Source organism: Actinoallomurus sp. NPDC052274 (assembly GCF_040679475.1).
Taxonomy (GTDB): Bacteria; Actinomycetota; Actinomycetes; order Streptosporangiales; family Streptosporangiaceae; genus Actinoallomurus; species Actinoallomurus liliacearum.
This window is the reverse complement of record NZ_JBFAUT010000047.1, coordinates 39168-65047: the sequence shown is the minus strand read 5'-3', so window position 1 is coordinate 65047 and position 25880 is coordinate 39168. Positions and strand designations below refer to the sequence as shown.

Sequence of the window (25880 nt, the reverse complement as noted above, 5' to 3'; positions counted from 1 at the left end):
CCGACAGGGCACCGCTCGTCAGCCAAGGTCTTCGAGGGCTCGATGTTGACCAGATCGTCGGTCAACTCATAGAACGAAGACGACGGTGAGCGCGGGTCTGCGTGGCGACCAGCGACATCGACCAACTCCGGTTCCGGTGCGGCCCTGGCACGCTTCGATCAGATGACCGGTGAAGAACTCCACGCCTACCTGCGAGGTGACCTGGACGGTTCGGCGCGGTAGGGCGGGGGCGGTCCGATGCCTTGACGCGGCGTCGGCCAAGACTGATGATGCGAGAAACTTCTCTATGTTTTCGAGGAGCCATCCCCCATGCGCCTGAGATTTCTCGGGACCGACTCTCAGGTCGGTCAGTGCCCGACGCTGTACGCGACCGACCGTGGCACCTACGTCGTCCAGGGCTGGAAGGTCACCGACCCTGATGCCCTCGCCGACCTCCGCGACGTGCTGGAGGGCGAAACGTTCGTCGAGATCCCCAAGGAACTGCTGCGCTTCGCGGCCAACGACAAGCCCGAGGAGGAGCGCTGAGCCTGCTCGTCGGTGAGGAGTTCGATCAGCTGTTCACCTCGTTCGAGCACACGGCCTTCCGGCTGGAGGTTCGCGACCGCTACGACTCCTCATATGAAAATGAGTCGCTGCAGAAGTTCCTCGTTGGTGAGCCGGACGAGCTGCCGTGGATACAGGACTGGCTGATCATGATCCGGGCTGCCACCGCCGCAGGCCGGCGCTTCTCACGGGTACGCGTCGTGAGCCGGCCCTTGACCGATTACAGCCGGTTCGGCGTGTGGTGTTCCCAGTTCACGGGCAACGCGGGCGAGGACATCCGCTATTTGGTACGCGACCAGGCGGACGCAGTCGGGGTACCCCACCATGATTACTGGCTGTTCGACTCCAGCAAACTGGCACGTATGCATTTTGATGACGCCGACCGCTTCGTAGGAGCGGAGATCGTCGAGGATCCGGCCGTGGTGCTGCAGCACTGCTACTGGCGCGACGCCGCCTGGCACTACGCCGTGCGACGGGATGAGTTTGCCGCACGATAGACATACCGGTGTGACCAGCGTCCAGGAAGCACGCCGCGCGTTGGGTCTGCGCCTCCGCGAGCTGCGTCAGGGTTCGCAGCTGACGGGCAGGCGGCTCGCCGAGCTGCTCGGGTGGCCGGCTTCCAAGATCTCCAAGCTGGAGAACGGTCGGCAGACCCCCACCGACGACGACCTCCGGGCCTGGGCTGAGGCGACCGGCGCCGCCCAAGCCATGACGGAACTGCTGGCCGCCCTCCATACGCTCGAGGTTCAGCACGCGGAGTGGCGGCGCCGACTGCAGACGGGCTTGCGCGCGCACCAGACCGAACTGGCCGATCTTGACGAGAAGACACGCAGCTTTCGCGCGTTCGAATCGACGGTCGTGCCTGGACTGCTGCAGACCGCCGAGTATGCCCGCGCCCGGCTCGCTGAGGGCATCCGGGTTTTCAAGATCCCGAACGACATCGACGCCGCGGTGCGGGCACGAGTGCAGCGACAGGAGATCTTGTATCGCCAGGACAAACGCTTTCACTTCGTCCTGACCGAATCGGCGCTGCGCCTCCGCCTCTGCGAGGTGGACGTGATGCTCGCCCAGCTTGATCGCCTGGTGGCACTGTCGGCGCTGCGCAACGTCAAGCTGGGCATCATCCCCTTCGAGACCCGGTACGTTGTGGCGCCCTGGCACGGGTTCTGGCTGCTCGACGACGAGCGGGTGATGGTGGAGACCTACTCGGCCGAACTCAACCTGGCTCAACCACAGGAGATCGCGCTGTACGCCGACATCTTCGAACAGCTCGCGGCCACAGCAGGCTATGGCGGCGATGCCCGAGCGATCATCACCCGCGTGATCGACGACCTGGCGAGCGAGCAGTCCGCCGAATAGCTCGAGATTTCACCTCGCGCATCAGTGGGAATTGTTTCGAGCAATAGCTCGAAACTTTCTTCACAGCGCCACGGGCCGGTCGTACGCTCCCGGCGAAGCCATTCGGTCGTCCGGGAAGGAACAAGAACATGGCGATCTCAGACACCGTCATCACCGCTGATCTGCCCACGAGCTTCGACCCACGCTGGAGCCGCCTGCCCGGCATCGAGGTCGATGGGCACCGCATCCGCATCGACCCGTCCCGGCACTTCTTCCGCTTCGAGTCGCGCACCTGGCTGCTGACCGACTGGGAGGTCGTCAAGGCCGGGCTGCTGCCCGTCGAGGAGACCGCCGAGAGCACGGTGGAGCAGCTCGCCCTGAACTTCGTGAAGGCCCACGGTGAATCCACCGGCGACGCCGCCCGTGTGCTGACCACCGCGTACGAGGTCTACGCGTACCTCTTCCGCGACGAGCATCTCGACGGGCTGGGCCTGCCCGGCTTCACTGCCGAGCACCTGCGGATGCTCCGCGAGGCCGCCACCCTGATGGCCCTGAACAAGGTCGAGTTGGACGGACACATCTCCAACGTCGGTCCGTGCTGGTTCTTCCCCGCCGCCACCTCCGTCGTCTTCGACCTCGACGACACCGAGGGCGGCATGCTCGACGAGGTCTACCACGGCGGCTGGTTCAACGAGCACCGCCGGATCGAATCCATCAAGGCCCACGCCGCGCTCGGCGGACGGCTCGTGCACGGCTGCCAGTCCGTGCCGGACCAGTCCGGCGGCGTCGTGGCCCCGTACGGTGCCTCGATGGCCGCCTTCCGGCTAGAGCTGTCCGCCATGAAGTCCGAATGGATCGCGCAGGTCTACGCCCGTCGCGTGACCGCCGCCTGACGTACCCGTACCGCCCGGCGAACACCCGGTGCGGGCAGCACCCACCTGGCCCGCACCGGACCGCCGCTCCACTCCATTCGAACGGAGCGCCATCCCGTGGACACCGCTCTCATCGCCGACCTGCTCGCCGACCTCTGCCAGGCCTCCGGACTACTCCTCCCGAGAAGAGAGCGGATACGGGTCTGGTCCATGTCCGGCGTGGAACGCATCGCCTTCCCTGATGGCAGCACCGCCGTCTTCAAATACGCCACCGAGCCGTTCACCCGGGAGGATCAGGCTCTCAGGCTGGCGGCCAGACATGGTGTCCCCGTACCTGACGTGATCGCGTCGACGGTAACGAGCGGCTGGCTCGGCATGCTGCTGGAAGACCTCGGCCCCCCGCTTCGCGAAGCGAACGACCGAGATGGCGTTGCGGCCGCCGCCGTCCTGCACCGTGCCGACGCCGCCGCCGGGCTCCCAACGTTGGACGAGGAAGCCCTGCGCGCCCTGCCCAACCGAGCCCTGGGGCATCTCCACGGACTCCAGGGAGCCGGGCGGTGGCAGAACACGAGCGGCATCGAAGAGGCGTTGACCCGCATCGCCGACGCCGCCGAGCAACGTGCCGCGGGCACCCACATCGCCCCGTACGGCTGGGTGCACTCCGAATTCCACCCCACCAGCGTCCACATCGGCGAGCGAGGCCGGCACCTACTGGACTTCGCCCGCGCGTTCACCGGGCCGGGCCTGCTGGACCTGGCCAGCTGGTACGGCACCGTGGACGACCCTGAACCGGCCCGCCTACGAACACTCATCGAGTCGTACGTCAACGCGGGTGGCCACGCCGACGCCATTTCCGAGCGCGGGGGCCTGTCCGCCGAAGCGTGGGCCCTCGGTTGGCATCGCGTCTGGGCGGTCGAGTGGTTCATGGAGCAGGCCATCCGCTGGATCAACGACCCTGCCACCGACACCGCTTACGTGAAGGTCGTGCACCGGCACCTGGACGACGCGGTGCGCCTGCTGGAGGCATAGATGTGTCGAACCGAATGCCCCTGGCAAGCCCACGCTCTCCAGCGCATGACCGCCGCTCCACCCGGGCCGAGGCCCGCCCCGAACAAAATGGAGTGGACCCAGCGCCCTGACTGCGGTCCGGGCGCTGAGATCCTCGGCGACCTCCGCAACCGAAACGTGCTGGAACTCGGCTGCGGGGCCGGCCACAACCTCGCCCACCTCGCCGTTCGTCGAGGGGCAGCAGCGACCGGAGTCGATCGGGCCGACCGGCAGATCCAGCGCTGCCGTGCCCACTACGGCCACTTCTCCACCACCACGTTCGTCGCCCAGGGCGCCCTGGCATACCTCCACGCAACCCAGACGACCTTCGACGCCGTCTACTCGGTCTTCGGCGCCATCGGCCTGACCGATCCCGCGCCGTTGCTGGAGGCGGCTGCCGCACGCCTCACGGGCGGCGGGCTGCTCGCTTTCTCCATCCCCCACCCTCGACGGCGAGGCCGGCGTCCTGCCAACCGCGCTTGTCTGGACCATATCGGCCTGCCCGACCGCCATCGCCTCCCTGTCCTTCGCTGGGAGCTCACAGCAGAACGCTGGTGCAAGACCCTCACAGCGGCCGGCCTCGCGGTCACCGATGCCCGCGACATCTCCGCTCCCGAAGGCGGTCAGTGGCCCACCACGCTGCTCATCCTCGCACGCAAGCCCTGACGGAGGCGCCCGTGAACCCGATCCATCTCCTCCTCGATATCGACGGCGTCCTGATCCCTTTCCCCGCTCGAAACGGCAGTACGCCATCGAGCCATGTACGCCACGACGTCGTCCCCACGAACCGAAAGCCCGAGAAGCCCGTACCCATCTGGCTCAACCCACACCACGGCCGGATGATCAACGACGTCATCGATGCACGGCTGGTCACCCCTGTCTGGTGCACCAGTTGGCGGCAAGATGCGGCCGGCCTGATCGGCCCTCTGCTGGGCCTGCCGCCCTTCCCGTACCTGGAACTGCCCCGCCCGCAGATCACCACCAGCCACCCCAACGGCTATCTCTGGAAACGCGATCACGTCGATGCCTGGCTGGCAGATGCCCCTGCCGTCTGGATCGACGACGACTTCACCGCCGCCGATCACGATTGGGCCCTTCACCGCACTGAGGCTGGATCCCCAACCCTGCTCATACAGCCGGATCCGTTCGCCGGACTTTTGCCAGAGCACCTGTTGAGAGCACTGACGTGGGCAGCCCGATTGCTGCACACAAGCAAGACCGTGCTCGCCACCCATACCGCGCCTAACGAGACATGACGTCCACCCGACCATCGTGAGCTGCTGAGCAGCGTCTCTCATCCGCGACGGTCGAGTTCGCTGAGGGGAGAGGGCCCGGCTGCGCACTGCAGCGGTGATCGGCAGCGACGAGCACGCTCATCACCGAAAGTGCCACTCAGTCGAACAGTTCGTCGATAGTTCGCACGGCTACGGATCGCTCGAGCAAGGCCTCGAGTTCCTGAACATTCGTGTGTGCGCGGATACGAGCGCGAGTGCCCTCCGGAGTTTCAACACCCCGAACGGCCAGGACCGCAAGAACGGCGCGAACCCCTTGTTCCACCCGCCCTCTTTCATGGCCTTCCGCGCGGCCCTGTTCCCGGCCTTCCTCTAGGCCTCGGCCGAAGTGTTCCTTAGCCAAGGGGCTATAGACGGGCCATCGGTCTCCCGACACAAGCTCCACCATGTAGCGCTGGACCTCCGGCTCAGCCATACCGTAAGCGTATTCAAAATATCTCGCAGCGTCATCGGGCCGCATGCACGTGAAGTTACCACGCCATGACCCTCGGTACACGTTGATTCGAACATACAGTTGAACCGCAGCCCGGTGAGTGTGGTGGCGAATCAGAACATGACGGACATGAAGGTGTCGACGTCGCGGAAGCCGACGCGGCGGTAGGTGGCGCGTGCCGGGGTGTTGAAGTCGTTGACGTACAGCGTCACCGCGGGGGCGATGCTGCGCAGCGCCTCGGTGACGACGGCGGCCATGCCGTGCACGGCGTAGCGGCGCCCGCGCAGCTCCGGGTCGACCCACACGCCCTGGACCTGGCAGGCGTACGGGGTGACGGCGCCGATCTCGGCCTTGAACACCACGCGACCGTCCTCGATGCGGGCGAAGGCCCGCCGGGAGCGGATGAGCTCGGCCACGCGGGCGCGGTACAGCACTCCCCCGTCGCCCGCCTGCGGCGAGACGCCGACCTCCTCGGTGAACATCGCCACGCACGCCGGGTAGAGGACGTCGAAGTCGTTCATGGTGACACGGCGGACGGCCGGATCGGGTTCGACGGGCGGCGGCGACACCGTCGACATGACAGGCTGGGCGGCGCGGATGGCCCGGGGCGGTCCCCAGAAGGGGCGCAGGGCGTTCCAGATCTCGGTCACCGCCGGCACCGGGCCGACGATCGACGAGCAGCGGCGTCCCTGTGAACGCGCCCGATCGGCGAAGGACCGCGCGGCCTCCCGGTCGGCCGCGACCGGGACGAGGTTCGCGCCGGAGTAGCACAGGGAGGTCAGGCGCCCGCCGCGGTGGAATCCCCACAGCTCGGCGCCCAGGCGGGCCGGGTCGACGCCGGCGGCGTACACCCGTGAGCCGACGAAGACGTTCGACACCGGGTCTGCGTCGAGGATCTCCAGGACCGCCGCACGGTTGCGGTCGTCCAGGAGGCGCACCGGAGACGTGCGCAGCATCGGACTCACGTTCTCTCCCGGGCGGGTGATCCGGCGCGTTGGAGGGCGGACCGGCGTGTCGACACGTTCGCTCCGCTCACCCTGTAAGGGTACGGGAGGATCCCTGCAAGATCGGCACCACGTGCGACACGCCACCTCAGCCTGACGCTCGAACGATGGGCGGGTCGTCCAACAAGGGCGGTATGAGACTCCGCGTCTCGTGTTGTCCAACTGCGTCGAGACTAGCCCCCTGTCGCCTGCGAACCGAGCGCTAGGCAGGCGAGCGCCGGTGGAATGGCCAAAGCACCGCTGAGGAGCGGGCGAACCGCCAAGGAGAGCACGGACCCCGGTGCCGGATGCCCTAGTACGGCGATGAGAGCCGCCCCCGCCGCTGCCAGGAAGGCGAGGCAGAACAGCGTCAGTCCCGCCGCCATGAGCATCCCTCGGCGGTGCACGCCGGCCTGGACGGGCAGGATAAGAGAGAGCGAAAATCCGACGGGCCCTACGTCCAGTAGCAGATCCGCCCAAAGGCTGTGCGAGGTGGTCCGCAGCGTGATGGCGAGCGTCAGCGCCGTCATCAGCAGCATCCAGACGACCCACGGTCGGCCGGCGTGCCGACAGCCATGGGCCAAGGCCGCCCGCCGGCCGACGCCAACCCGAGCCATCGCCCAATGGGCAGCACTCCAGGAACCGACCAGGAAGTACCCGCACACCGCCGCGACGACCGCGAAAGCCGCCAGCGCCGCCCACACTATGCCCGAGCCGTAGGTCCGGCCTCCCCAGACGTTGTCCGGGTCGCCGAGTCCGGTGACGTACTGAACGAACCAGAACAAGATGATGCCAGGAATGAGCGAGCCAAGGGCCAGAACCCCAGAGGCGGCTCGCCAGTTCCCGACCAGAAGAGAGTCGGACCTACGCAACCCGATCATACTTTCTTTACCACCAGCCCATTTTCGTCATGTGGTCGTAAAGCCACTTCATGTTGGTCTGGTCGGCGGCATAGTTAGTGCTTCCTTCGCCGCCTTCCTTATATCCGCCGAGGACGGCGTACGCAGTGGACCCTGCACCGTTGTCCGCCCATTTGTAGATGAGTCCAGTTCCACTCACGCCGTCGCTGTACCCCGAGCAGAAGAAGCGATGAAACCAGCCTTTGTTCTTCCTGACGTAGATCGGCGATTCGGTCGTGTTGCACCACCGGGCATACTGCTTGGACCCCCCAGGATACCCGAGTGTCTGCACACTGATGGTGTTGTAGTTGAAACGAGACAGGGCGAGATACCCGACCGTCCCCGTCACCTGCGATAGATACTTACCGTTCCGCGGCTTGATATCGATGAACCCGAAGTCGAAGTTCGGGTTGTAGTGCAACCGCCCCCAGCGATCGTCGAGGACATATCGCTTCATGCCCCACGTACCATACGGGCGATGCCCTGGAGTATATTTGGGGACGAATGCCATTCCCAGGCTGCTGCTGAGCCCATGCCATCTCAGACAGTGAGCCGCAGTCATCACGACGTCGCCGGAGACGACCGTACCAGTGCAGTACTTCGTACCGATCGGCGTACGGATGAACAGCTTTCCGATCCAAGGCACCCCATTTGACGCGACCGACTCGGTCGCGACCTGAGGCTGCGTGCTCTCGGGGCCGATCCCACCGGTGGGGTCCTCGCCGTCCAGCGGCTGGGCGCTGTCCAGCTCCGCATCGGTGAAAGAGTCGGCGGCGGCGTCAGAGTCGGCGTCGCTGATCTCGGTGACATCGGCCGCAGACCCCTTCGAGCCGGCGCCTGGGCTGGTGTGGTAGCCGACCGTCGCGACGATGGGATAGGAACTCGCGGGCAACGGTAGGCCAACGCACCGTGGACCGCACGGCTTCTGCTGGGTCAGGTTGAGCCGCAGCGTCAGAGTGGTTCCCGCGACCTCGTACCGAGGCTGTACGTCCCAGCCGTCCGCCGCCTGCGCCGTGGGCGCGTCAAAATGCCCGAGGAAACCGGAGGCCGCATCCGTGTTCTCCGGAGCGAGGATATCGACACTCCCGTCATCGTTGAGCTTAAGGCTCGCTCCGGTCGACAGACGAAGGGGCACCTGATAGCTGCTCGGCGCGCCAGGCCGGGCCAGATTGAACAGCAGCCGGGCGCTGCCGTCCATCGTCGGCTGGACCCCCGTGTAGTAACCATTCTGATCGTTGGCGTAGACCACCGTGCCGGCTCGGCTCTTGACTGGAGCGGACGAGTCCGCTGGAAGACCGAGCCCCACCGGATCGGCACCAGGAATGGAAACCGCTACTCCATCGGCAGGGGAGTTCGGGATGCTCACCGTGGTGGTCGTCTGCCAGTTGGCGTCGTTCGTCGAGGCGATGGCGATGTTCTTCGAATCGCTCGTCGTCTGCTGGACGATGTCCGCCGTACCGGACACCCGCTCGATATCCACCGACCCATCAGCGGCGTGCGCTCCAGGAGTCACGCCTAGGGAAAGTGCCGCAGCAATGAACGCAGAGAGCACCAGCCCGAGCGTTCGAGAGGGTGCACGAAGGTGCGGTAGCACGAAGGCTTCCTACTTTCAGCTGGAGCCGAAGGAGAATTGCCACATATCCGATTCAGTGAACCGGCATGGGTGGCAGAGCGCTGATCATTACACGCCGCTTTGGGTCCGACAAGACCGATCTCCGATGACTCCAGTTACCGACGGTAGCGACACCTTCTGGCGTAGCGCTCCGGACGCTGTTGTGCCAGCTCTCGGTGGGAGAATGCGAACGCAATCTTCTTGGTGATTCCATGTGACCGGTTGCGGTCACCGACGCCGATTCGAACTCGATTCGCCGCAGCGATTGCTCTCGGACTTGACGTCGGCAATCGGCCTTGGCCGCAGCACTCGGATAACAAGTGCCAAGTGAAAACCGCCGCATGAGCGGGACGCCGGGCCGGGCGTCCCGCTCCGGCTGACCCTGCCGTAACGGCCCAGGGCCATTCGCGCTCACCCGCTACGGACGGCGGAGCACCGGCGGGAACACGGCCGCGGTCAGCGGACGGACGGCGGCCGTGGACGGCGGGACCGGCTCGGGCAGGCGCGCGCAGTGCGACCGGTTCGGCGGCAGGGCGCCGGTCGCGAGGAAGGCCGTGAACTTCTCGTCGACGCAGGCGTTGCCGCGCTGCACGATCCCGTGCGTACGCCCGCCGTCCTCGATCACCAGACGCGATCCCGCGAGCCGCCGGTTCATCTCTACCCCGCCGGCGTACGGCGTCGCGGCGTCGTTCGTCGCCTGGAAGAGCAGCACGGGAGGCAGGTCGCGCGTCCGGCCGACGTCGACCGGTCGTCCGGCCGCGGCCGGCCAGAACGCGCACGGCGCGTTGTACCAGGCGTTGGCCCACGTCTCGAAGCGGAAGCCCGCGGCGTACAGCCGCCCGTTGTCCCGGCGCCACCGCGTCCAGTCCCGCGGCCACCGCACGTCGCTGCACTGCACGGCGTTGTACACGGCGTACCCGTTGTCGTCGGTGGTGGCGCCGAACCGGTTGTACGCCTCGACCAGCGACGCGGCGTCACCGGCCTGGTACCAGGCGAGGGCGTTCGCCAGATACGGCCAGTACGCCCCGAGGTCGATGTATCCGGCGATCAGGTACGTGTCGTCGAGTTCGTCGGCGCCCACGACACCGCCCGCCGGAACGGCCGCGACCTTCTGGCGGGCCGCGAAGAAGGAGTTCCGGACGGCCTGCGCGGTCGTGCCCAGGTGGTAGGCCTCGTCGTACTTGGCGATCCAGGCGAACAGGGCGTTGATGTTGCCCTCGAACGCCCGGTCCTGGTCGAGGTTGTCGGTGTACCAGACGCCGCTCGGCCGGACGCTGCTGTCCAGGACCATGCGCCGGACCCGCGCCGGGAACAGCGTGGCGTACACCGCGCCGAGGTAGGTGCCGTACGACGCGCCGTAGTAGTTGATCCGCTGCTCGCCCAGGGCCGCGCGGATGGCCTCCATGTCCTTGACGGCGTCGACGGTCGTCAGGTGTGACAGCAGCGGGCCGTACTTCCGCCCGCACGCCTGGGCGTAGGCCGCCGATCGGCTCAGCCAGGCGGATTCCAGCGCCGGCGTCCGCGGCACGTAGTCGGGGCGCACGGGCTTGAAGTGGCCCGGATCGCACCTGAGCGCGGGACTGCTGCCGCCGACGCCGCGCGGGTCGAACCCGACGACGTCGTAGGCGGCCCGCAGGTCGGCGGGGAGGTGGTTCGCGACGCGCAGCGCGAAGTCGCGGCCCGTGCCGCCGGGCCCGCCCGGGTTGACCAGCAGCGCCCCCTGGTAGCCCGTCGTCCCGGTGTGCCGGGCGCGGGACAGCGCCAGGGTGATCTGCGCCCCGCGCGGATCGGCGTGGTCGAGCGGCACTCTGAGGGTGGCGCACTCGAGTCCGCCGAGGTTCTCCTCGGTGCACGGTGACCAGGCGAGTCCCGTGGTGGGTTCGGCGGGACGCGCCTGTGCCGTGAGCGGCGCGAGACTCAGCGTGACCAACCCGGCTCCGGCGACGGCCGTCGTGATGGCGAGCTTGTTCACGTAACCCCTTTCACACGGGGAGTCCAGGGCAGGACTCCCCGTCGTGCGTACGCACGATGGTGGTGATTCCGGGACGCGGCCGGAGGGGGCACGGCGAAGACCGGCCAGGACCGGCCAGGATTCGAGCGCCGCCGCGAACTGCGAGAGAGCCCCCGGCCGACGCGGCCGGGGGCTCTCGAGACTCTACTCAGTGATCAGTGTTCGCCGATCGCCGCCGCGTCGGCGTTCGCCGAAGTCGCCTTGGCGGCGGTCGCGCCCGGCACCGGCAGCGCCGGGGCCTGGCAGCGGGCGTCCACGCCGGGCTTGTTCGGCGGCAGCGCGCCCCAGCCCAGGTAGGCCGAGACGAGGGTGTTCGCGCACGTGTCGCCGTTCGGGGTCAGCGCCACGCCGTGGTTGATGCCGCCGTTCTCCACCAGCAGGCGGGAGTTCGGGAAGCGCTTGTGCACCTCGACCGCGCCGGCGTACGGCGTGGCCGCGTCGTTCGTGGCCTGGACGATGAGGATCGGCGGCAGGCCCTTCTTGCCCTGGATCCTCACCGGCGTGCCGCCCGGCACCGGCCAGTACGCGCACGGTGCGTTGTACCAGGCGTTGCCCCAGGTCAGGAACGTGTTGCCCTGCCGGTAGAGCTGCCAGTTGTCGTGGTCCCACTTCTTCCAGTTCGTCGGCCACTGCCGGTCCACGCACTGCACCGCCTCGTACACCGCGTAGTTGTTCTGGGTGAGGAAGTCGTCGGTGGGGAAGCCGCCCCACTGGTCGAGCAGCGGCTGCGGGTCGTGCTTGACGAAGTAGTCCGACAGCGCCTGGGCGTGGTCGAGCCAGGTGTAGTCGCGGTAGGCGTCGGCCTGGACGGTGTCGTCCAGTTCGTCGGGGCCGAGCTGCCCGTTGATCGGGTTCTTGGCGAGCGCCGCGCGGATCTTGTAGTAGTTCGCCTTCACCGCGGCGTGCGTGGCGCCGAGGTGGTAGACCGCGTCGTACTTGGCGATCCAGGTCAGGAAGATCTCGAAGCGCTTCTGGAACGCCACGTCCTGGTCGAGGTTGACGTCGTACCAGACCCCGCTGGGCCGTACGACGCTGTCCAGGACCATGCGGCGCACGTGCGTCGGGAACAGCGACGCGTAGACCGACCCGAGGTAGGTCCCGTAGGAGTAGCCGTAGTAGCTGATCTTGTGCTGGCCGAGCGCCTCGCGGATCGAGTCCATGTCGCGCGCCCAGTTGGCGGAGGTCTGGTACTTCAGCGCGGAGCCGTACCGCCGACCGCAGTCCTGGGCGTACTTCTTCGCCTTCGCCCGCCAGGCCAGCTCCTCGGCCTTGGATCCCGGCGTGTAGTCGGGCCGGGCCTTGCCGGGCGCCTGGAAGGACGGGTCGCAGATGATGCCCTTGCCGGTGCCGTCGATGGAGCTCGCGCCGACGGCGCGCGGGTCGAAGCCGATCCAGTCGTACGTCGCGCCGACCGACGTCGGCAGGCCGTACGTCCCCTTGGCGAACCGGGTGGGCAGGTCGCGCCCGTGCCCGCCGGGACCGCCCCGGTTCAGCAGGACGACGCCCTGGTAGTGCCGGGTGTCGGTCGCCTTGGCGCGGGTCAGCGCCAGCGTGATCTGACGGCCGCGCGGATGGGCGTAGTCGAGCGGGACCCGCAGGGTGCCGCACTCCAGGCCCTGCAGCTTCTTGCCCTCGATCGGATCGTTGTCCGGGCACGGCGTCCAGGCGATCCCGGCGGCCACGGCCTGGGCGGACTCTCCGGCCGGGGCGGGCGTCGGTGTCCCGGAGCCGCCGGCGGCCACCGCCGGGCCGACGCCGGTAAGGGTCAGGCCGATCGCGGCCGTGACCACTACGAGCTTCTTCACTGGTCCCCTCCTCCGCGCGGCTCCCCACTGAGCCCCGCAATTCGGTGGATGCCGGGGCATTGTGCGCGTGTGACAGGTGTGACGATCAAGAGTCAGGGATCAGGGATGCAGAATCGTGACAAATACCGAAACGTCCGTATTGGCGGCGGACAAGGCAACTCATCGGCGCATCCGAAAAGAAGACGGCCCTTCCGGAGTGATTCCGGAAGGGCCGTAAAAGGCGCGTGTAAAGCTGTCAGGACACGGTGACGTCGGCGCCGGGGCCGTCGCCGGTGACGTCGACGCCCATCTCCTCGGCGATCCGGACGGCCTCCTCGATGAGGGTCTCGACGATCTGCGACTCGGGCACCGTCTTGATGACCTCGCCCTTCACGAAGATCTGCCCCTTGCCGTTGCCGGACGCCACGCCGAGGTCGGCCTCGCGCGCCTCGCCCGGGCCGTTCACGACGCAGCCCATGACCGCCACCCGCAGCGGGACCGGGAAATCCTTCAACGCGGCGGTGACCTCGTCGGCCAGGGTGTAGACGTCGACCTGGGCGCGGCCGCAGGAGGGACAGGAGACGATCTCCAGGCCACGCTCGCGGAGGTTCAGCGACTCCAGGATCTGGATGCCGACCTTGACCTCCTCGACCGGCGGAGCCGACAGCGAGACCCGGATCGTGTCCCCGATGCCCTCGGCCAGCAGCGCGCCGAACGCCACCGCCGACTTGATCGTGCCCTGGAACGCCGGACCCGCCTCGGTGACGCCGAGGTGCAGCGGGTAGTCGCAGCGGGCCGCCAGCTGACGGTAGGCGTTGATCATCACGACCGGGTCGTTGTGCTTGACCGAGATCTTGATGTCCCGGAAGTCGTGCTCCTCGAACAGGGAGCACTCCCACAGCGCCGACTCGACGAGCGCCTCGGCGGTCGCCTTGCCGTACTTCTCCAGCAGGCGCTTGTCCAGCGAGCCGGCGTTCACGCCGATGCGGATGGGAACGCCCGCGTCCTTGGCGGCCCGGGCGATCTCACCGACCTTGTCGTCGAACTTCTTGATGTTGCCCGGGTTCACCCGCACCGCCGCGCAGCCCGCGTCGATCGCCGCGAAGACGTACTTGGGCTGGAAATGGATGTCGGCGATGACCGGGATCTGAGACTTACGGGCGATCGCGGGCAGCGCGTCGGCGTCATCCTGAGACGGCACCGCCACGCGGACGATCTGGCAGCCCGAGGCGGTCAGCTCCGCGATCTGCTGCAGCGTCGCGTTGACGTCGGAGGTCAAGGTGGTGGTCATCGACTGGACCGACACCGGCGCGTCGCCGCCGACCGGCACGTTGCCCACCATGATCTGCCGCGACTTGCGACGCGGGGCGAGCGGCCTCGGTTTGGCCTGCGGAATTCCAAGATCGACGGTCATCGGCAACGCGGCGTGGAGCTGACGCTCCGGTGCGCCGCGCCCTCCTTCCAGTGGGTGCTCGGCATTGGTCCCAAGCCTAGGCAACCCGGGGGGATGCTGCACACGCGAGGGCTTACTGGGGGAGTTTGAGTGGATTTATCAGGTCGGCGAGTATCAGCAGAACGCCCAAGCCCACCAACAGGACGACGAAGGCGTACGTCACCGGCATCAGCTTGGTGAGGTCGACGGGCCCCGGATCGGGCCGGCCGCGCATCCGGAAGATCCATACCTTGATCCGTTCGTAGCAGACCACCGCCAGGTGACCGCCGTCCAACGGCAGGAGCGGGAAGAGGTTCAGCAGCCCGACGAAGAGGTTCAGCGAGGAGACCAGCAGCAGGAACATGCCGAGCTTCGCGCGCCAGCTGTCGCTGGAGGAGAACACCTGCCCCGAGGTCTCGGCCCCGCCCACGATGCTGCCGGCCTGGCCGCCCGGCGTGCTGGCCCGCTCGCGGGAGAACAGCTTCGGGATCGCCTTCGGCACGTCCACCACGATCCCGCCGATCGCGACCGTCATCTGGCCCGTGAGCCGGCCCGCGAACCGCACCGCCGCGACCGGGTCCATCGTCCGGATGCGCGGCACCGGCTCGACCCCGAGGTAGCCGTGGCCGGCCAGCCGCCCGATCCGGGCCGTCACCGTACGCCGGGCGCCGTGCCGCTCGACCACGACCGGCACGCTCTCCCCCGGCCGGGCCCGCTGGATGAGGCGGGACAGGCCGTTCCAGTCGCGGACCGGCGTCCCGGCGAAGGACACGACCCGGTCGCGCGGCCGCAGGCCCGCCACCGAGGCGGGTGACACCGGGTCGCGGTCCGTGCAGACCGCGCCGCTGACCGGAACGCAGGGCGAGACCCGGCGGACGGCGGTGGTGGCGTTCCCGGTGTCCGGGATTCCCACCGCCGCCGCGAGGACGACCAGGAGCACGAACGCCAGGATGATGTTGATCACGACGCCGGCCACGATCACGATCACCCGCTGCAACGCCGGCCGGCGATAGAACGCCCGCGCCTCGTCGGCCGGGTCGATCTCCTCCAGCGGGGTGTAGCCGACGATCTTCACGAAGCCGCCGAGCGGGATGGCCTTGACCCCGTACTCGGTCTCGCCCCGGCGGCGCGACCACAGGGTCGATCCGAAGCCGACGAAGAACTGCGTGGCCTTCATGCCGAAGCGCTTGGCCGTCAGGAAGTGACCCGCCTCGTGCAGCACCACGGAGATGAGCAGCGCGAGGACGAAGGCCAGCGCTCCGAGCAGATAGGTCAACCAGACGTCAGCTCCCGTGCTCGCGTCCGCGCCCACCGATCGGCGGCGAGCACGTCGTCCACGGTGAGCCCGCCGCCGGGATCCTCCCTGTTCAGGGGACCCGGAGCGGTCATGTGCTCGGACACTACCCGCGCGACCGTGTCGACAATCGCCGGAAAGGCCAGCCTTCCGGCGAGGAATGCGGCGACGCACTCCTCGTTCGCGCCGTTGTAGACGGCCGGGGCGGTGCCGCCGGCCGAGCCGACCTCCCGCGCCAGGCGCACGGCGGGGAACGCCTCGTCGTCGAGGGGAAAGAACTCCCAGGTCTGCGCCCGGGTCCAGTCGAGGGCGGGCGCCACGTCGGGCAACCGGTCGGGCCACGCGAGGCCGAGGGCGATCGCCAGGCGCATGTCCGGTGGGCTCGCCTTGGCGAGCGTCGCCCCGTCGACGAACTCCACCATCGAGTGCACGATCGACTGGGGGTGGACCACCACCTCGATCCGGTCGAACGGCACGTCGAACAGCAGATGGGCCTCGATGACCTCCAGGCCCTTGTTGACGAGCGTCGCGGAGTTGACGGTGACCAGCGGCCCCATCGCCCAGGTCGGATGGGCGAGGGCCTGCTCGGGTGTCACGTCGGCCAGCTCGGCGCGCGTCCGTCCCCGGAACGGGCCGCCGCTCGCGGTCACGACGAGGCGGCGCAGCTCGCCGCGGGTGCCGCCGCGCAGGCACTGGGCCAGCGCGGAGTGCTCGGAGTCGACCGGCACGATCTGGCCCGGCTTGGCCCGGCGCTTGACGAGCGGGCCGCCGATGATGAGCGACTCCTTGTTCGCCAGCGCGAGGGTGCGCCCGGCGTCGAGCGCCGCGAGGGTCGGCCGCAGGCCGGCCGCGCCCTCCACGCCGTTGAGCACGACGTCGCACGGCCACGCGGCGACCTCGGCGATCATGCCCGGCCCGGCGAGGAGCTTGGGCAGGCGGTACTCCCCCGCGGAGTACCCGCGTTTCTGCGCCTCGGCGTAGAGGGCGAGCTGGAGATCCTCGGCCACCGACCCCCGGGCGACGGCGACCACGTCGGGTCGCAGGTCGAGGACCTGACGGGCGAGCAGATCGACCCGGCCGCCACCGGCGGCCAGTCCGACCACCCGGAAGCGGTCGGGGTTGCGGCGGATCACGTCGATGGCCTGGGTGCCGATCGATCCGGTCGAGCCGAGGATCACGACGTCTCGGCGGGCGGCTGCGGACGGGCTTTGGTCGGGCGTCACGCCCCCATTCTCCCCCGTCCCCCGCGTCGGACCGGCTCGAGTCCGCCCCGACCGACTCGAGCCCCCGACCAACTCGAGCCCCCCGACCAACCGCCCCTGACCGACCAACCGACCCCGACCGACTCGAGCCCCCGACCAACCGACCCCGACCGACCCCGACCGGCCTCGCGGGCCCACCCGCAAATCGGGATGAGCCCTGCAATGTCGCGATTCCTGTGCGTAGTCAATTGAACACGCTTCGCGCTAGGGTTCCCGCGACCGTCTCACGATCGCGGCCGCCTCCCCCTGACGGCCGCAGAAGGGCACCAGGGTCATGACGAAGTCCCCCCGCCTCGCGGCCGTGTCCGTGCTCACCGGCGCGCTCCTGTCCGTTCCCCCGCTGTCCGCGTCGCAGGCCGATGCGGCACGCCCCGCCGATCGAGCGGGGAGCCCGGGCCCGTCCGACGTCGCCTCCCCGCAGGCGGCGCCCGGCCTCGGGCTCCCCGGACCGTCCCACGGCCGTGCCCGCCCCGGCGAGCCCGTCGGCCGTCCGCGCCTGTCGCCTCCGGGCCCGGACACCGGCGGCCTGACGCCGGCCGTCCACCTGATGGCGGAGTCCCGTACGGACCGGGAGCGGCTCATGCGGTGGTGGACCCCCGCCCGCATGCGCCGGGCCCTCCCACTCGACGGTCTCGTCGTCGGGGAGCCCGCGGGTCGGCCCGTCCCGGGCGGCCGCCCCGCCGAGACCGCGGCGTCGGCGCCGTCCACCGGCGCGGCCTGGACCTCCGGCGGCAAGGTCGCCCGGACCACCGGGAGGGTCTTCTTCACGTACGCTGGGCGGCCGGCGTCCTGCTCCGGAGACGCGGTGGCCGGCGCGAACCAGAGCACGGTGATCACCGCGGGGCACTGCGTGCGGCTCGACGGCGCCTGGCACACGGACTGGGTGTTCGTCCCCGCCTACCACGACGGCCAGGCGCCGTACGGCAAGTGGACGGCGACGCGGACGCTCACCACCCCGCAGTGGGAAACCCGCGAGGACCTCGACTACGACGTGGGCGCCGCGATGGTGGCTCCGCAGGACGGCCGGACGCTGACGAGCGTCGTCGGCGGTCAGGGCATCGCGTTCAACCAGCCGCGCCACCGGCCGATGTACGCATTCGGCTATCCCGCCGAGGCCCCGTACGACGGGTCGAGGCTGGTCTACTGCAGCGGCACCGCCAAGGACGACCAGAAGACCCACGACGTCGGGCTGACCTGCGACATGACCGCCGGGTCCAGCGGCGGCCCCTGGTTCCTCGGCTTCGACGCCCGGACCGGCACCGGCACGCAGAACTCGGTCAACTCCTTCAAGTACGACGCCGCGCCGAAGGACATGTTCGGTCCGTACTTCGGCGCCGCCGTCAAAGCCCTCTACGACAAAGCACAGAACGCCTGATCGAGGGCATGGCTTTACCGGAAGTCATCATGTGACCACGCATGGTCATGCAGACTTTCGACCCATGTCCAAGGCCGCCCGCATCACCTACGCCGTGTCCTTCGTCGGTGCCCTCTTCGGCACGCTCGGCGCCGGGGTCTCCCAGCCCGGACCGGGCGTGGCCGGGGTGACCGACCACGTGATCGCGATCAGTCGGTCGGCGACCCTGCGGTACTGGACCGTCCAGCGGATGCGGCGCGCGCTCACCCCGCCCGAGCGGGTGCGACGGGAGCCGGCGGCCGCCGGGCCGCGTTCGCCCGCCGGCTCCCGGTCGACCGCCATGGCCGCGACGCGACCAGAGACCCCACCGGACGCGGCCGGGGCTGACTCCCGGTCGACCGCCATGGCCATGACGCGACCAGAGACCCCGCCGGTCGCGGCCGGGGCCCCCGCCGCCGGCACCGCGGACCGGCACGCCGGCCAGAGCAGCCCCGGGACGGCCTGGGCCTCGCCCGGCGCGGTGCGCGCCACCACGGGGAAGGTCTTCTTCACCATCAACGGAGCCGACTTCGTGTGCTCGGCCGGCACGGTCAACGGCGCCAACCGCGACGTCGTCGTGACGGCCGGCCACTGTGTGCAGGACGCCGCCGGTGTCTGGGCCCGCAACTGGATCTACGTGCCCGGGTACGACCAGGGCAGCCGGCCGTACGGCGCGTTCACCGCTCGGCACATGTTCGTGCCGAGCGCCTGGTCGGCGAGGCACGACGAGAACCATGACGTGGCGATGGTGGCGCTGGCGACGGCCGGCGGGCGCCACGTCGCCGACGTGGTCGGCGCCCAGAACCTCGCGTTCGACCAGCCGCGGGGCTCTCTCGTGTACGGCTTCGGCTACCCGACGGGCGGCCACTACGACGGCGAGCGGCTGGCCTACTGCAGCGGCGTGCCTCGTCCGGACACGCACCGGCTGACCCAGGACCAGGGGCTGCGCTGTGACATGTCCGAGGGTGCCAGCGGAGGGCCGTGGCTGGCCCGTTTCAACGCCACGACGGGCACGGGCGTGGTCACCTCGGTCAACAGCTTCAAGTACTCCGATGACCCGGCCACGATGTACGGGCCCTATTTCGGTGCCGCCGTCCGCCGAATCTACGAGCAGGCACAGCACGCGTGACCGTGGCCCGACAGCATGAACGGCGGGGACGTCTCCCCGCCGTTCTGTTCAGCGCCCCCCGTCAGGGGCGCTTCGTGCGTCCCCCGTCAGGGACGCTTCGGGCACCCTGTCAGGGGTGCGTGTTCTCGTCGTCGCCCGTCCCGGTTTTCTGAGTGGCCTCGTAGACGGAGGCCGCCTCCTTCCCGCCGCGCGAGCGCCGCTTCCACCTGTCGAGTGCGGCCCACACCGCGGCCGCGGTAGATACGCCGAACCGGGCCTCGACCTGGTCTCCGAACTGCTTCTTGAACTCGTCCCCTCCGTCGGGGTCGAGCTTTGTGAGCCCCTCCCCTCCTTCGGAGACGGGCGCGGTCGCCTTGGCCTCTGCCGCAGACGGCACTGCTTCGGCGGCCTGGGTCGGAGACGTGCTCCGCATGACCGCCAGCAGGCCTCCGATGAAGATCATCAGGTTTGCGATGATCGACCAGACCGCCATGGCCTGGCGCATCACCCAGATCTGCACGGGCATGCTGATCGGCGCCGACAACAGTTGGAGCGCCGGATAGGCGGACTCGGACTTCTTCTCCAACATGGTCGCGGCCGCGACGTTCAGGAGCGTGGGAATGAGAGCCCACACAACGCTCAGGAAACCGATCCGAAGGAGCAGTCCCCCGTCCATCCATCGCCCGCCACCGAAGCCGTGCCCCGTGATGACGGAGGCGATGCAGGCGCCAGCCAAGAGCAGCGCCCCGGCAACGGGCTGAGTGATCGCTTGGCTCTCCGGCCCTTGCTTCCCGACGGCCGCCCTCTGGAAGAGGAAGACCGAGAGTCCCTGCGCGGCTGCCGCCGCGAAGGCGATGAGGAGACCCACGGGCTCGACGTGCCCCCAACCGGTGACCAGGAACATGACGAGCCCGCCGCCGGTCAGGAGGATCGGAACGATCCTTTTCGCTCCGGCCTTCCGCCCTTTGGCGAGTTGGACCGTGAAGGCCCCGCAGAGCGCGATCGAGGTGAGCATTCCGACCGGAACGCTCTTAGACGCGATGACGAAGGCGAACGCCCCGTTGCCGACGGCGTTCGCCGCACCGAGCCCGACGCTGAGCCGCCAGAAGCCGGCGCCCTTCCCACGCAGCTTGCCGGTCAGGGCAGCCCAGAGGAAGAACATGGCTCCGGAAAGGAGCGACGCAATCCCAAAGGGGATCACGCCCCAGCCTCCCAGGCTCGCGAGCATGGGTCCTGCGACCCCTGCCAACAGCAGAGATAACAGGGCCGCGGCTACGCCGACGAGCGGGTCTCGCCAGTTGTTTTTGCCGCTCCGAGCGGCCTTGTCTCGTGACATTGATGTTTCTCCGGTGTCACGGCGCAAGGAGCTCAGGCGACGCCCGGCTCCCTGTCACCTCGTCGTTGCATGACAAAGAGCCGGAAGTGTTTCCAGTCTCTTTTTTTCAGTTGTGTTGCGATCTTAATGATCAGAGGACCCGGAGGGAAGAGGCGTGATCTTAGTGCAATGTCACAGCGCGCCCGGACCCCCTCGCCCGGCGTTACGGCATCACCCCGGCCTCCACCCCCGGCCGCGGCGTCAGGCCGCCGAAAAAGAGAAGCGGCCCCCTGGGGGAGGGGGCCGCTCGATGTGCTTGGGGGCTGGGTCAGGGAGCCTGACCCGTCGCCGGTGTCAGTGCTGCTGCCCCGGCGTGCGCGGGGGCCGGGTCAGGGCGGGCATCCCGCCGTGGTCGCCGTTGCCCTGGGAACCGCTGTTGCCCTGGGAGCCACCCTTGTCCTGGGAGCCGCCCTTACCGTTCGCCATAGCCGGTTTCCTTCCTTTGCGTTGTTCGTGCCCACGTTCGGCACCTATGGGAAGTACCGCGCGCGGTTCGGTCTCCGACGCAAGGGCCCGAGATCGTCTTTGTTCGTCGTATGCCGGAGCCGGTCGTCCCCGGACAGTACGAGTCGGCCTCTTCACAAAGGAGCGGCCCCGCGCCGAGCGCGCGGAAAGACGAAAGACCGGAGATGATCATGTCCCAGGAGAAGACGCCCTGGACGGCCACCGTGTGGCTCACCGGGCTGCAGAGGGTGGAGAACATCGAGGTGACGGTCACGTTGACCGCCCGCTTCGAGGGATCTCAGCCGACGACCGAGCGGGAGCCGGCCGAGCTGATGCTGATCGAGCGTCTGATCAACATGACGCTCGGGACGGTACGGCTCACGTCCCTGCGGTACGACGGCGAGGAGCAGCTGCCCGAGGACGAGATCCCCGAGGACGAGATCGAGGTGCACAACGGCCGGAACTCCGTCGAGCTGCACGGGCGGAAGTATCTCGACGACCTCGAACTGACGGTCACGGCGACGCTCACCCTCGCGCTCGGCTCCAACGAGCCCGAGACCGGCGAGGAGTGGGACACGCTCGTGAACGTCATCACGCCCGCGGTCGCGGGTGAGTGGGGTCGGCAGTTCGCTCCGCACCCGTTCCACGGTGAGGTGCTGCTGCCGCAGGCGCGCTGAGCCACGGCCCTTCCCTCTGGCCTGAGCGGGGAGGGGTGAACATTCCGGGTGTCCCGGCGGCGGACCGACTGCGAAGTCGTCGCCCCGCCGGGACACCTTTCTCTATACGGCCTTTACAGCGGTCCGTCAGGGGTTGTTCTCGTGCCAGAGGCGTTTCATCGTCTGCTGCGCCTCGGCGGGCGAGTCGAAGACGCGAGGGGCGCGGTCCAGGACCGTCTTCAGGTCGTCGGCGGAGCAGACCCACACTCCCTTCGGGGTCGCGAAGGGCCGGTTCATCATCCCCGGGACGCAGACGACCGCCAGCACGGGCTTGCGGCCGAGCGCGCGGGACAGCCGCCGAGCCTGGAAGGCGGCCTGCCCGGTCGGGTTCTTCGGCAGCACGCGCCGGCCCACCCGCATGGTGTCGCCCTCGACGAAGACCTCACCGTGCCCGGTCTTCACCTCGACGGCCGCGGCGCCGCCGGTCGAGGTGAACACCACCGCGTCGCAGTCGCCGCCCCGGTCCGCGAGCTTGATGGAGTATCCCGCCGCGATCGAGCCGGTACGGCGGATCACCGTTCGCACCTCCCGCTCGGAGCGGGCGCCGATCGCGGCCTTGCCCGCCTGCCGCAGCATCCGCCGGGAACGGGTCCACGTGTACCAGCAGCCGCCGGTCGCGGCCACCGCCACGACGACCGCCAGCGCCCGCAGCGGAGCGACGCCGGTGTACACGGCCCCGATGAGAGAGCCGACCGCGACGAGGGCCAGCACCACCGCCGCGGCCCCGTACAGGGTGCCCTCTCCGCGCCGCTTCCACTTCTGCCGGCTGACGTAACCGCCGGCGTCTCCGACCTCATACATGGGCGTTGTTCCCCTCGGGGAACAACCAGCCGCGCAGAGTGGCCGCCGCCCGGCTCTGGATCAGCACGTGGCCGGGGCCGTGGAACTCGCCGACCCACAGCTCACCGGTGAGCACGGCCTTGAGCGGTCCGCCCAGCGGCCCGCTCTTCATCTTCATTCCCGCGGACCACGCCACCAGATGCCCGGAGTCGACGATCAGGTGCTCCCCGCGCGGCACCTCGATGTGCTCGATGCCGCCGTACGTGGCGAGGGCGACCTGGCCGGTGCCGGAGAGGCCGACCGCGGTCAGCCCTTCGTGCATGAGCAGCGGGGTCGTCCCGGACGAACGGGTCGTGACGTCCACGGTGGGGGCGTAGGCGAGGACCGAGCCGGTCTGCGCCTTGAGCGGGCCCGTCTGACCGACGTCGAGCACGGCGATGTCGCCCGGGAACGGGGGCACGGCTCGTACCCAGCCTCCCCCGCGGCGGCTCGCGGTGTACTTGGCGACGACCAGGGTCTGCTCGGTGAGCAGCTTGCGGGTCAGCCCCCTGGCGAGGCCGCCGCCCCCGAACGTCGCCGTCACCGACACGTTGCCGGAGAGCGCGGCCATGGAGGATCGTTCGACGAAGACCGATTCACCCGCGCCGAGCCGGCAGACCGCAGCGGCGTAGGCGGGTCCGCACGTGACATCGATGTGCATGAGGTTCTCCCGGCTCGATCAGGCGCCGCGCGCTCGCGCCCGGCGGGTCCGTTCGGCGTCGGCGCGGCGGGGTGTCGGACGGCCCTTGGGCTGCTGCGGGTCGCGGGACCGGCCGCCCGACGCCTTCGCGCCGCGCGCCGACCGTTTGCCGAAGCGGTCCCGCAGTGCCCTGATCCAGGTGAGGCTCTGCGACGTCCCGTCGCGCGCCAGGTCACGAGTGCCGCGTACGAGGGCCAGCACGAGGCCCGCGATGAGGAAGTTCAGCAACATCGCGAGGCCGGCCGCCTCTCCCCAGTTGGCCGCCTGCCGGGCGCTGCATCGACTCGTGCCGAGTTCGCCGGGGCACGCGCTGGGGATCAGTACGACGAGCGCCCCCACGACGGCGGCGACGGCGCAGAGGACGGCGGCGGCGGTGAACCGGCCCACCGTCCTCTTCCAGCGGCGGTGGAGCCGCACGGTCGCGCGGACGGCCATGGCCGCGGCGATCCCGGCCGCCGCGACGACCAGCAGGTCCACGGTTCCGAAGTGGACGCGCCCGCCGTACTCGAAGCGGAGCAGCCCCAGGGACACCGCGGCCAGCGCCACCCCGAGGAGCACGATGATCGCGGTTTCGGTCGCGACCGCTCGCAGTCGCGCCCTCATGCCCGCTGCGCCTCGTACCACTGGAGTTCCTGGGACCGCATGGGCATGGCCACGTACGCGACTCTGCTGTCCGGCTTGTTGACGCGCAGATAGGCCTCGCCGGTGCCCAGGTCGCGCAGCTCCTTGGCGGTGACGATGAACTCTTCCTTGACCGCGACGGTGCCCATCTCGACGGCCCTGCCGTTCTCGACCCGCTGGGAGACCTGCCCGTTGTCCCGCATGCCGAGGAACTCGGCGCACTTCTCCGCGGACTCGGGCGACGACTGCGCCATGGCGATCAGCCAGTTGATGTTCTGCGTCAGCCGCGACCAGTCGTCACCGTCGGCGTCGATCCAGTCCGTCGGTCCTTGGGTGCACAGGATCATGTTGAACAGCGCCGACCGGACTCGCGACAGCATGTTCATCGCGATGTCCCGGTCGATGAAGTTCGCCTCGTCGACCACGATCAGCCGTGGCCGGTCCTTGGGCGCGCGGCCCTGGATGCGCTGTGCCGCGTAGACGGACAGGCGCTGCAACGAGGACGAGGAGAGGATCTTGGCCATGTCCGGCTGGCCGAGCGAGTTCAGCCCGACGTACGTGAGCCCCTCCAGCCGGACGTCGATCATCTTCCGGTCGTTGCCCGGAATGAGGATGCGCCGTCCCGCGGTGGAGTCGTACAGGCCGGTCAGTTTCGTTCCGAAGCTGGCCGCCGACTTGGCCTCGTCCGGGCTCGGCGACAGGACGTTGGTGTACCGGTTCCGGCAGTAGCCCATCCCCTCCACGGCGTCGATCGCGATGACCCGCTCCTTGACGGCGTTCTTCATGGAGGTGCCCATCTCCATGATCTTGCCGAGCTCGAGCATGGTCGGCGGGTGGAAGCGGTCCGGCGCCACCTCGGCGGCCTGGTGGCACAGTTGGACGACCTGCTGCAGGACCTTCCGGTTCAGCGCCTTCCAGTACGCGTCGTCGAACTCGACCAGCGACATGATGGTGTCGAACGCCTCGTCGGCGCTCATGTCGGCGAGGACGTTGAACCAGTACTTCGGGTCGTGATCGCCCAGCGCGATCTCCTGGAGCGGCACCCGGTGCATCGCGGAGTACGCGCGCAGGAAGTCGCGCAGGCCGCCCGGCTCGGTGTCCTCCTTCATGTCGATGACGGTGACGTCGAAGCCCATGTCGAGCGCCGCACCGATGATCCACATCAGGGTGATCGTCTTTCCACTACCGGTGGATCCGACGACGCAGCCGTGCATGCCCATCTCGCGGGTGCTCAGCCGCACCAGCCGACCGCTCGACCCGAGGCCGATCGGAATCGACTTCTCCTTCAGCGGCGTCCTCCGCGTCTTCTCGTTCGCGAACGGACCGCGCACGGCGGGGATGTCCCTCGGGGTCAGCCGCTGGGAGACCCGCCGTTTCAGCGAGTCCCGGCGGCCCTTCCGCGGCGTGATCGAGTCCTGGACCAGCCTCCTGCGGAACAGGAATCCCCGGCCGGAGACCCTCGTGGATGGCGGCGCGAGGAGGGCGCCGCCCACGCCGGCGGCGATCGGCGAACCGAGGATGGTGCCGCCGGCGCCGGCGATCAGCACCGCCAGGCAGAGGACCACGGTGACCGGCACCTGCGAAGGGGTGGCCGTCCCGACGTTGATGAAGCTGAGCAGCCAGTTTCCGTAGCTGAGGGCGTTGTCCTTCAGGTACCAGGCGAACCCGACCAGCCCGCCGGCAGCCAGGATGATCCAGTCGCGGCGGGCGAGCCAGCGGCGCAGCAGAAAGAAGATCACCGCACCGCACACGGCCGGGACCAGTGCCAGGATGGCGACGGCGAGACCGACGAGCCCGATGCCGGCGATGAGGTAGCCCGTGCTGTCCCCGGGTTCGCCCGGCCTCATCCCCCGGTCCATGCCGTAAGACAAGCCCGCACCTCCTTCCGCGCGGATACCGCGC

Annotated in this window: 25 protein-coding genes; 11 read left to right on the top strand and 14 right to left on the bottom strand. The window is 69.0% G+C overall.

Features of this window, described 5'->3' with window-relative positions; all coding sequences use genetic code 11:
* The first annotated feature begins 309 nt into the window (after nucleotides 1–309).
* From AB0K82_RS31790 to AB0K82_RS31755, 8 genes are all read left to right on the top strand, one after another.
* Nucleotides 310–525, top strand: a complete 216-nt coding sequence (locus AB0K82_RS31790) for a hypothetical protein (RefSeq protein ID WP_364404145.1) — start codon at nucleotides 310–312, stop codon at nucleotides 523–525.
* Complete coding sequence (locus AB0K82_RS31785; protein WP_364404163.1) at nucleotides 522–1040, top strand: DUF6879 family protein; 519 nt, start codon at nucleotides 522–524, stop codon at nucleotides 1038–1040. Before AB0K82_RS31790 ends, AB0K82_RS31785 begins: the two co-directional genes overlap by 4 nt.
* 10 nt (nucleotides 1041–1050) lie before the next feature.
* Nucleotides 1051–1902, top strand: a complete 852-nt coding sequence (locus tag AB0K82_RS31780) for a helix-turn-helix transcriptional regulator (protein WP_364404143.1) — start codon at nucleotides 1051–1053, stop codon at nucleotides 1900–1902.
* Between the two features lie 128 nt (nucleotides 1903–2030).
* Nucleotides 2031–2774, top strand: coding sequence for a hypothetical protein (locus AB0K82_RS31775; RefSeq protein WP_364404141.1), 744 nt, complete (start codon nucleotides 2031–2033; stop codon nucleotides 2772–2774).
* 96 nt (nucleotides 2775–2870) lie between these two features.
* Nucleotides 2871–3782: a hypothetical protein gene (locus AB0K82_RS31770; protein ID WP_364404139.1), complete on the top strand. Its 912-nt coding sequence runs from the start codon at nucleotides 2871–2873 to the stop codon at nucleotides 3780–3782.
* Entirely contained in the window at nucleotides 3783–4466 is a 684-nt protein-coding gene (locus AB0K82_RS31765; RefSeq protein ID WP_364404137.1) for a class I SAM-dependent methyltransferase, read from the top strand.
* An 11-nt stretch (nucleotides 4467–4477) separates the two neighbouring features.
* Nucleotides 4478–5056, top strand: a complete 579-nt coding sequence (locus tag AB0K82_RS31760; RefSeq protein ID WP_364404135.1) for an HAD domain-containing protein — start codon at nucleotides 4478–4480, stop codon at nucleotides 5054–5056.
* A 94-nt stretch (nucleotides 5057–5150) separates the two neighbouring features.
* Complete coding sequence (locus AB0K82_RS31755) at nucleotides 5151–5408, top strand: hypothetical protein (RefSeq protein ID WP_364404133.1); 258 nt, start codon at nucleotides 5151–5153, stop codon at nucleotides 5406–5408.
* A 230-nt stretch (nucleotides 5409–5638) separates the two neighbouring features.
* Here AB0K82_RS31755 and AB0K82_RS31750 read toward each other — a convergent pair whose 3' ends face one another.
* The 8 genes from AB0K82_RS31750 to dxr form a co-directional block, all read right to left on the bottom strand.
* Complete coding sequence (locus AB0K82_RS31750) at nucleotides 5639–6481, bottom strand: GNAT family N-acetyltransferase (protein ID WP_364404161.1); 843 nt, start codon at nucleotides 6479–6481, stop codon at nucleotides 5639–5641.
* A 221-nt stretch (nucleotides 6482–6702) separates the two neighbouring features.
* The gene (locus tag AB0K82_RS31745; RefSeq protein WP_364404132.1) at nucleotides 6703–7389 is read right to left on the bottom strand and encodes a hypothetical protein; all 687 of its coding nucleotides are present in this window, start codon (nucleotides 7387–7389) and stop codon (nucleotides 6703–6705) included.
* A gap of 7 nt (nucleotides 7390–7396) precedes the next feature.
* Entirely contained in the window at nucleotides 7397–8959 is a 1563-nt protein-coding gene (locus tag AB0K82_RS31740; protein ID WP_364404130.1) for a trypsin-like serine protease, read from the bottom strand.
* A 478-nt stretch (nucleotides 8960–9437) separates the two neighbouring features.
* The gene (locus AB0K82_RS31735) at nucleotides 9438–10991 is read right to left on the bottom strand and encodes an alpha/beta hydrolase (protein WP_364404128.1); all 1554 of its coding nucleotides are present in this window, start codon (nucleotides 10989–10991) and stop codon (nucleotides 9438–9440) included.
* A 194-nt stretch (nucleotides 10992–11185) separates the two neighbouring features.
* The gene (locus AB0K82_RS31730) at nucleotides 11186–12835 is read right to left on the bottom strand and encodes an alpha/beta hydrolase (protein WP_364404126.1); all 1650 of its coding nucleotides are present in this window, start codon (nucleotides 12833–12835) and stop codon (nucleotides 11186–11188) included.
* Nucleotides 12836–13070: 235 nt separating this feature from the next.
* Nucleotides 13071–14228 carry a flavodoxin-dependent (E)-4-hydroxy-3-methylbut-2-enyl-diphosphate synthase gene (gene ispG, locus AB0K82_RS31725; protein ID WP_345361495.1) on the bottom strand — a complete coding sequence of 386 codons (1158 nt, stop codon included), beginning with the start codon at nucleotides 14226–14228 and terminating at the stop codon, nucleotides 13071–13073.
* Between the two features lie 112 nt (nucleotides 14229–14340).
* Nucleotides 14341–15522 (bottom strand): site-2 protease family protein, encoded by a 1182-nt coding sequence (locus AB0K82_RS31720; RefSeq protein WP_364404124.1) that lies wholly within the window; start codon nucleotides 15520–15522, stop codon nucleotides 14341–14343.
* Nucleotides 15519–16763 (bottom strand): 1-deoxy-D-xylulose-5-phosphate reductoisomerase, encoded by a 1245-nt coding sequence (gene dxr, locus AB0K82_RS31715; protein WP_364404122.1) that lies wholly within the window; start codon nucleotides 16761–16763, stop codon nucleotides 15519–15521. The genes AB0K82_RS31720 and dxr overlap by 4 nt, the downstream gene beginning before the upstream one ends.
* Nucleotides 16764–17076: 313 nt before the next feature.
* On the opposite strand from dxr, the gene AB0K82_RS31710 reads away from it, so the two are divergent.
* Together AB0K82_RS31710 and AB0K82_RS31705 are read left to right on the top strand one after the other, a co-directional pair.
* Nucleotides 17077–18177, top strand: a complete 1101-nt coding sequence (locus tag AB0K82_RS31710; protein WP_364404120.1) for a peptidase — start codon at nucleotides 17077–17079, stop codon at nucleotides 18175–18177.
* A 64-nt stretch (nucleotides 18178–18241) separates the two neighbouring features.
* Entirely contained in the window at nucleotides 18242–19324 is a 1083-nt protein-coding gene (locus AB0K82_RS31705; RefSeq protein WP_364404118.1) for a trypsin-like peptidase domain-containing protein, read from the top strand.
* A 109-nt stretch (nucleotides 19325–19433) separates the two neighbouring features.
* Here AB0K82_RS31705 and AB0K82_RS31700 read toward each other — a convergent pair whose 3' ends face one another.
* Complete coding sequence (locus AB0K82_RS31700; RefSeq protein WP_364404116.1) at nucleotides 19434–20531, bottom strand: hypothetical protein; 1098 nt, start codon at nucleotides 20529–20531, stop codon at nucleotides 19434–19436.
* Nucleotides 20532–20972: 441 nt separating this feature from the next.
* Nucleotides 20973–21104 carry a hypothetical protein gene (locus tag AB0K82_RS31695; protein ID WP_364404114.1) on the bottom strand — a complete coding sequence of 44 codons (132 nt, stop codon included), beginning with the start codon at nucleotides 21102–21104 and terminating at the stop codon, nucleotides 20973–20975.
* 209 nt (nucleotides 21105–21313) lie between these two features.
* On the opposite strand from AB0K82_RS31695, the gene AB0K82_RS31690 reads away from it, so the two are divergent.
* Nucleotides 21314–21799: a hypothetical protein gene (locus AB0K82_RS31690; RefSeq protein ID WP_364404113.1), complete on the top strand. Its 486-nt coding sequence runs from the start codon at nucleotides 21314–21316 to the stop codon at nucleotides 21797–21799.
* A 126-nt stretch (nucleotides 21800–21925) separates the two neighbouring features.
* Here the strand turns inward: AB0K82_RS31690 and AB0K82_RS31685 are convergent, their stop codons facing one another.
* The 4 genes from AB0K82_RS31685 to AB0K82_RS31670 are packed head-to-tail and all read right to left on the bottom strand — an operon-like array spanning nucleotide 21926 to nucleotide 25849.
* Complete coding sequence (locus AB0K82_RS31685) at nucleotides 21926–22639, bottom strand: NERD domain-containing protein (RefSeq protein ID WP_364404111.1); 714 nt, start codon at nucleotides 22637–22639, stop codon at nucleotides 21926–21928.
* Nucleotides 22632–23318, bottom strand: a complete 687-nt coding sequence (locus tag AB0K82_RS31680) for a TIGR00266 family protein (protein WP_364404110.1) — start codon at nucleotides 23316–23318, stop codon at nucleotides 22632–22634. Before AB0K82_RS31680 ends, AB0K82_RS31685 begins: the two co-directional genes overlap by 8 nt.
* 18 nt (nucleotides 23319–23336) lie before the next feature.
* Nucleotides 23337–23960, bottom strand: coding sequence for a hypothetical protein (locus tag AB0K82_RS31675; protein WP_364404109.1), 624 nt, complete (start codon nucleotides 23958–23960; stop codon nucleotides 23337–23339).
* Nucleotides 23957–25849 carry a TraM recognition domain-containing protein gene (locus tag AB0K82_RS31670; protein ID WP_364404108.1) on the bottom strand — a complete coding sequence of 631 codons (1893 nt, stop codon included), beginning with the start codon at nucleotides 25847–25849 and terminating at the stop codon, nucleotides 23957–23959. Before AB0K82_RS31670 ends, AB0K82_RS31675 begins: the two co-directional genes overlap by 4 nt.
* Nucleotides 25850–25880 lie beyond the last annotated feature (31 nt).